The organism is Mesorhizobium sp. M7A.F.Ca.CA.004.04.2.1 (genome assembly GCF_004022825.1).
Taxonomy (GTDB): Bacteria; Pseudomonadota; Alphaproteobacteria; order Rhizobiales; family Rhizobiaceae; genus Mesorhizobium.
In genome coordinates this window covers 1-5,131 of sequence record NZ_RZPH01000393.1, presented here as the reverse complement: position 1 = coordinate 5,131, position 5,131 = coordinate 1, and the positions used below count along the sequence as shown (strand labels likewise).

6 protein-coding genes are annotated in these 5,131 nt (G+C 63.7%); 2 read left to right on the top strand and 4 right to left on the bottom strand.

Annotated features, from left to right (window positions below; genetic code table 11):
- Together EN893_RS18190 and EN893_RS18185 are read left to right on the top strand one after the other, a co-directional pair.
- On the top strand, positions 1–676 hold a 676-nt coding region (locus EN893_RS18190), incomplete at its 5' end, for a branched-chain amino acid ABC transporter permease (RefSeq protein ID WP_164900943.1).
- Between the two features lie 177 nt (positions 677–853).
- Positions 854–1,912: an aminopeptidase gene (locus EN893_RS18185; RefSeq protein ID WP_127267613.1), complete on the top strand. Its 1,059-nt coding sequence runs from the start codon at positions 854–856 to the stop codon at positions 1,910–1,912.
- A gap of 85 nt (positions 1,913–1,997) precedes the next feature.
- Here EN893_RS18185 and EN893_RS18180 read toward each other — a convergent pair whose 3' ends face one another.
- From EN893_RS18180 to EN893_RS18165, 4 genes are all read right to left on the bottom strand, one after another.
- The gene (locus EN893_RS18180) at positions 1,998–2,231 is read right to left on the bottom strand and encodes a hypothetical protein (protein ID WP_127267610.1); all 234 of its coding nucleotides are present in this window, start codon (positions 2,229–2,231) and stop codon (positions 1,998–2,000) included.
- A gap of 104 nt (positions 2,232–2,335) precedes the next feature.
- Positions 2,336–2,719 carry a VOC family protein gene (locus EN893_RS18175; protein WP_127267611.1) on the bottom strand — a complete coding sequence of 128 codons (384 nt, stop codon included), beginning with the start codon at positions 2,717–2,719 and terminating at the stop codon, positions 2,336–2,338.
- A gap of 95 nt (positions 2,720–2,814) precedes the next feature.
- Positions 2,815–3,795 carry a 2-dehydropantoate 2-reductase gene (locus EN893_RS18170; RefSeq protein ID WP_127272486.1) on the bottom strand — a complete coding sequence of 327 codons (981 nt, stop codon included), beginning with the start codon at positions 3,793–3,795 and terminating at the stop codon, positions 2,815–2,817.
- Between the two features lie 2 nt (positions 3,796–3,797).
- The coding region (locus EN893_RS18165) for an acyl--CoA ligase (RefSeq protein WP_128361682.1) at positions 3,798–5,131 on the bottom strand (1,334 nt) is incomplete at its 5' end.

The window sequence follows — 5,131 nt, the reverse complement described above, 5'->3', positions numbered from 1 at the left end:
GCGTGCGTCCCTGCTTTGCTTCGTCATGGGCTTCTTCGCCATTCGCCGGCAAGGCATCTATTTCGCCATGATCACGCTGGCGCTGTCGCAGATGTTCTTCTTCTTCTGCGTGCAGGCGCCGTTCACGCAAGGCGAGGATGGCATCCAAGGTGTGCCGCGCGGCATGCTGCTAGGCGTCCTCGACCTGAACGTCTCGCTGAACATGTATTATTTCGTGCTGGCGGTGTTCCTCGTCGGCGTCTTCGCCATCTGGCGCATCGTCAATTCGCCGTTCGGCATGATCCTGCGCTCGATCCGCGAGAACGAGAACCGCGCCATTTCGCTGGGCTATTCCGTCGCCAACTACAAGCTCGGCGCCTTCGTCATGTCGGCGGCGCTGGCCGGGCTGGCCGGATCGCTCAAGGCGATCGTTTTCCAGTTCGCCACGCTCACCGACGTCACCTGGCAGATGTCGGGCGAGGTGATCCTGATGACGCTTCTGGGCGGCATCGGCACCATGGTCGGGCCGATCATCGGCGCCAGCCTTGTCATCGGCCTGGAAAACACGCTTGCCACTTCCGGCTTTCCGGTGACCATCGCCACTGGCCTGATCTTCATGGTGTGCGTGCTCGTCTTCCGGCGCGGCATCGTCGGCGAATTTTACGCGCGGATTTTCAAGCGGGCGGGAAAGGACTGATCAGCTGCAGGTTGATGGGACGCGGCTTGCGCGTGATGACGCATGCGTCTCCCCAATGAGCACCTGTCCGGATACTTCAGAAAGCTATAGACCTCGATCAAATCGATGCGACTGCTTGCGACCTGGGGCAATTGCGACTCCATCGGAACGGGTGAGCACTGCTTTGGGCAAATCGTGATGCGCGCATTCTTTCGATTGCTTGTCGTTGTAATCGTGGCGTCCGGCGTGACCGGTTGCACCAGTATTTCCTACTACGCGCAATCCGTGCAGGGCCATCTGCGGATCATGACGGCGCGCCAGGATGTCGGAAAACTGATCGAGGATCCGTCGACGCCGAAGGCATTGCGCGCGCGAATGGCATCGGCGAGCGCTATACGACAGTTCGCAACGGATGAACTGGCGCTGCCCGACAACAACAGCTACCGCAGCTATGTCGACATTGGTCGGGACTCGGTGACATGGGCTGTCTTCGCCGCGCCGGCATTTTCGCTGACGCCGCGAACATGGTGTTTTCCTGTTTTCGGCTGTGTTCCCTACCGGGGGTATTTCTCCAGGAAGTCCGCGACTGAAACCGCTGTCGAACTTCAAGGACAGGGCATGGACGTCTATGTGACGGGCATCACGGCATATTCCACGCTTGGCTGGTCGAGCGACCCGCTGCTCAGCACGATGTTCGGCCAGGATGAAACCTATCTCGCAGCGCTGGTGTTCCATGAACTGGCCCACCAGCGCGTCTACGTGCACGACGATTCCGCATTCAACGAGGCGTTCGCTGTCGCCGTCGAAACAACCGGCGTGAAAAAATGGCTGCGCGCGGCTGGCGATACCGCCGCATTGCGCCGTTACGAAGCCGCCCGGAGACGCAAGGCTGAATTTCTTTCGCTGGTGTCGCGGACCCGGGACGAGCTGGCGCAAGTCTATTCCAACGCCGGCACCTCGGAGCAAAAACTGGCCGCGAAGACGGCCGCGATTGAACGGCTGCGGATGCGCTACCGACACATGCGCGACAGGCGCTGGGGCCGATACCGGGGATACGATGCCTGGTTCGCTTCCCCGATCAACAATGCAAAGCTCGCCGCGACGTCCGTCTATAGCGATCGGGTGACCGCGTTTCTGCGCCTGTTCGACTTGTGTTCGGGCGACTATGTCAGGTTCTATGCGTCAGTCCGACGGATTGGCGCACTGGACCAAGCTCACCGCGTCGATGCACTTGCGGCGGCAGATCGCTGTTATTGAGCCGGTCAAAAGGGATGGCCCGAAGCGTCGGGGAACTTGCGTCCGAAACCAACCAAATCGCGCGATTGAGATCGCCCGCGCGGTTCTACTGGTCCGAGAACTTCACGCTCACGCCGCGCTGCCGAAAATAAGCCTGCATCAACTTGCGGCCCGAGCGGTTGTTCTGCGCCAGCTTGGCCGGATCGAACACCGCCTGTTTGATCCCTTCTCGCGTCAGCGCCGCCTTAAGCGCCGCGATATGTGTGTCGATGTCGGCATTGTCCGCCCGGAGCGAGGCATAGATGCTCTCGGTCGCCTCGGCCACGGTCAGTTCGCTCATTGGTGTCGTCCTTTGGTTGGTTGGGCGGCGCTTAGCACAGATTCGCGGTCCGCCGATACCGAGACCGTCAGTACACAGCGCCCGTCGCGAAAGCGAACCGTTCCTTATGGGGCTTCGTAGAGTTCCAGCGGCAATCCATCCGGGTCCCTGAAAAAGGTAAACCGTTGGTCCGTATATGGGTCGATCCGGATAGGCTCGACGGCAACGCCTGCGGCTTCCAGGCGGATAATTACGGGCTCAAGATTAGCCACAGCGAATGCCAGATGTCTCAGGCCTGTAGCCTCTGGGTGGGATGGCCGCATCGCTGGTGCAGGGAAGGAGAACAATTCCAGTTGGGCCGACCCGATCCGCAGATCCGCTTTCCATGACTGCCGCTCCTCCCGATAAACCTCCCGGATCAGATCGAGGCCGAGGAGTTCGACGTAGAACTGTCGCGACCGGTCGTAGTCGGTGCAGATGAGCGCGACGTGGTGAATGGCGTTCAGCATGCTGCTAACCTTGGTCAAGCTGGGATATGAGGCCAAGTTGCTTCAAGGCCTGGATCGTCGCGCGCCACGGCTCTGATTTGCCCTGTCCTTCCACCTCACCGATAACACCCGCGTTCCACCGCCAGCCGCCGCACCAGCGCCAGCACGGCATCGATGGTCGGGGTCGGCTTGTCCGTGAGCCGGCCAAGTTCCTGCACCGCGCTCACCAGCGCGTCGATCTCCATCGGCCTGCCGCGCTCCAGGTCCTGCAGCATCGAGGTCTTGTGTTCGCCGACATCGCCGGCGCCCTTGATGCGCCGGTCGACCGCTATGGGAAAACGCACGCCGAGGCTTTCGCCGATCGCCTGCGCCTCCAGCATCATGGTGCGGGCGAGCGCGCGGGTGCCATCGTCGGCGACAATCGCGGCCAGCGTGCTGCCGGTCAGCGCCGAGATCGGGTTGAAGGAGAGATTGCCCCACAGTTTTACCCAGATTTCGCTGCGGATGTCCTCGCGCACCGGCGCTTGCAAGCCGGCCTTGACCATTTCCTCGGCCAGAAGCGTAACCCGTTCGCTGCGCTCGCCGGAGGGTTCGCCGAGCGAGAAACGTTTGCCCTCGACATGGCGGATGAGGCCCGGCGCATCGACCTCGACGGCGGGATAGACGACCGAGCCGATAACGCGGTCCGGTCCGATCCGCTGCCAGATCGCGCCGCCGGGGTCGACCGCGTTCAGCCTGGTGCCTTCGAGCGGCCCGCCGACGCCGTGGAAATACCACCAGGGCACGCCGTTCTGCATGGTGACGACTGATGTGTGGTCCCCAAGCAGCGGCGCGATCTGGTCAAGGGCTGGGGAGAGAGAATGGGCCTTCAGCGCCAGCACGACGTAATCCTGGGCGCCAAGCTCGTCGGCTTTGGCGGCGGCCCGGACGGGGACCGAAATCTCCTGGCCATCCTCGATCAGGCGCAGGCCGTCCGCCTTGATGGCTTCCAGATGGGCGCCGCGCGCGACGATCGAAAGATCGGTCCGCCCAGTGATGGCGAGCTTGGCCGCGAGATAGCCGCCGATCGCGCCGGCGCCGAAGATGGTGATCTTCATCGTCAAAGCCCGAGTTTGGCGGCGAGGCCGATGCGCTGCAATTTGCCGGTCGCACCCTTGGGGATCTCGTCCAGGATCAGGATCTTGCGCGGCACCTTGAAATCGGCAAGCCGTGTCGCGGCATAGGTGCGAATGTCGCCCTCGGTGGCACTGATGCCTTCGCGCAGCACAACCGCCGCGGCCACCTCCTCGCCAAGCTTGTCATGCGGCATGGCGAAGGTGACGACCTGCGCCACCGCCGGATGGTCCATCAGCACGTCGTCGACCTCGAGCGGCGAGATCTTTTCGCCACCGCGGTTGATGATCTCCTTGAGCCGACCGGTGACCCTGAGATAGCCGTCCTCGTCGAGCACGCCCTGGTCGCCAGTGTGGAACCAGCCATGCGCGAAAGCCGTGGCATTGGCATCCGGGTTCTTCTCGTAACCCGTCGTGACATTGGGTCCGCGAATGACGATCTCGCCTGTCTCGCCGGCTGCGAGCAGCCGCCCGTCAGGCGCCATGACAGCCACGGCCGGACCGGCGGAGGCACCGACGCTGCCCGGCTTGCGCTGGCCCGGCGGCAGCCGGTTCGAGGCCATCTGGTGCGCGGCCTCGGTCATCCCGTAGGATTCGATCACCGGGCAGCCGAAGGTCGCCTCCAGCTCGGCCATCACCTGCGCCGGCAGCGACGCCGAGGATGAGCGGATGAAGCGCAGACGCGCCGCCGCCAGCGCCTCGGTGTTGCGTGCCGCGCGGGGCAGGATCGCCTGATGCATGGTCGGCACCGCCGTGTACCAGCTCGGCTGCGCCTCGCTCAGCCACTGGAAGAAGCGCAGCGCGTTGAAACCCGGCGTGCAGTAGATGCTGCCGCCGGCAGCCAGCGACGACAGCACGGCCGCGATCAGGCCGTGGATGTGGAACAGCGGCATGATGTTGAGGCAACGGTCATCTGGCGTCAGGCCAAGCGTGCCGCCGATATGGGCAGCCGAGGCCGCAATGTTTGCATGGCTGAGCGGCACCAGTTTTGGACGCGATGTCGTTCCGGAGGTATGCAGCAGCAGCGCAATGTCGCTGTCTTGCGCCATGTCGGGCGCGGCCTGCGGTCCGATCGCTGCGCCCTCGATCATGAAGCTGCCGGCGGGTGTGGCGGGCTGCACGACAAGCCGCAGCACGCCGATGCCAAGGCGTTCGGCCACCGTCACCGCCGGTCCGGTCTCGCCCTCCGCGACAAGGATTGCCTTGGCGCCGATGTCGGTGAGGTAGAAATCGAGCTCGTCGGCCCGGTAGGCGGGGTTGAGCGGTGCCGTCGAGGCGGCGGCCGCCACGGCGACAGGGTGGCGAGCGTGCTGCCGAACGG